Consider the following 1,405-nt stretch of genomic DNA (forward strand, 5'->3'; position numbering starts at 1 on the left):
AGCTTGAAGAGCTCAAGAAAGAAGCGCTTAGCCGTTTCGACAAGATCGCGACCCTGTTCGAGAAGGTCCACAAGACCTACGACAAGGAAGGCTACGGCACGCCCACCTACGTGAAGGCGCAAAAAGCCCTGAGCGACGAGCTGATGACCGTGCGCTTCACCGCCAAGACCATTGAAAAGCTGTGCGACATGCTGCGCGGCCAGGTGCTCGACGTGCGCAAGAAAGAGCGCGAGCTGCGCCGCATCATCGTCGAGAAGTGCGGCATGCCGCAGGAAGTCTTCATCAAGGACTTCCCGCCCAACCTGCTCAACCTGAAATGGGTTGAAAAGCAGGTCGCATCCGGCAAGCCCTGGTCGGTGGTGATGGCACGTAACGTGCCGCCCATCCAGGAACTGCAGACCAAGCTGGCCGAACTGCAGGCCCGCGTGGTGGTGCCGCTGGCCCAGCTCAAGGACATCAACAAGCGCATGAATGAAGGCGAGTCCAATTCGCGCGACGCCAAGAAAGAGATGATCGAGGCCAACTTGCGCCTGGTGATCTCGATCGCCAAGAAGTACACCAACCGCGGCCTGCAGTTCCTCGACTTGATCCAGGAAGGGAACATCGGCTTGATGAAGGCCGTCGACAAGTTCGAATACCGCCGCGGCTACAAGTTCTCGACCTACGCCACCTGGTGGATCCGCCAGGCGATCACGCGCTCCATCGCCGACCAGGCGCGCACCATCCGCATCCCGGTGCACATGATCGAGACCATCAACAAGATGAACCGCTTGTCGCGCCAGCACTTGCAGGAATTCGGCTTTGAGCCGGACGCCAGCATCCTGGCCGCCAAGATGGAGATTCCTGAAGACAAGATCCGCAAGATCATGAAGATCGCGAAAGAGCCGATCTCGATGGAAACGCCGATCGGCGATGATGACGATTCCCACCTGGGCGACTTCATCGAAGACAGCGCCAACACCGCGCCGCTGGAAGCCGCGATGCAGGCCGGCCTGCGCGACGTGGTCAAGGACATCCTCGACAGCCTGACGCCGCGCGAAGCCAAGGTGTTGCGCATGCGCTTCGGTATCGAAATGTCCACCGACCACACGCTGGAAGAAGTCGGCAAGCAGTTCGACGTGACGCGCGAGCGCATTCGCCAGATCGAAGCCAAGGCGCTGCGCAAGCTCAAGCACCCCTCGCGTTCGGACAAGTTGCGCAGCTTTATCGACACGCTGTAAGCGGCTTTTCCCTCAAAGCTTTTTGAAGTAAAAAAAGCAAAAGCCCGGCCCCTCAAGGCGCCGGGCTTTTTTATGCCCGGTTCCCCCGCAAACCGGGCTGGAAGTCAGGCCACCGAGAAGCGATACGCCGTTCGGCCGTGACGGGTCTGCCCCGGCTCATGCACCGAGGACGGAAAGGCCGGCAC

1 protein-coding gene is annotated in these 1,405 nt (G+C 60.1%); it reads left to right on the plus strand.

Annotated features, from left to right (window positions below):
* On the plus strand, window positions 1-1,220 hold a 1,220-nt coding region (gene rpoD, locus AC1D0Z_RS21765; protein WP_477660232.1), incomplete at its 5' end, for an RNA polymerase sigma factor RpoD.
* Between the last annotated feature and the right edge of the window lie 185 nt (window positions 1,221-1,405).

It is taken from the genome of Polaromonas sp. P1_E3, assembly GCF_056405935.1.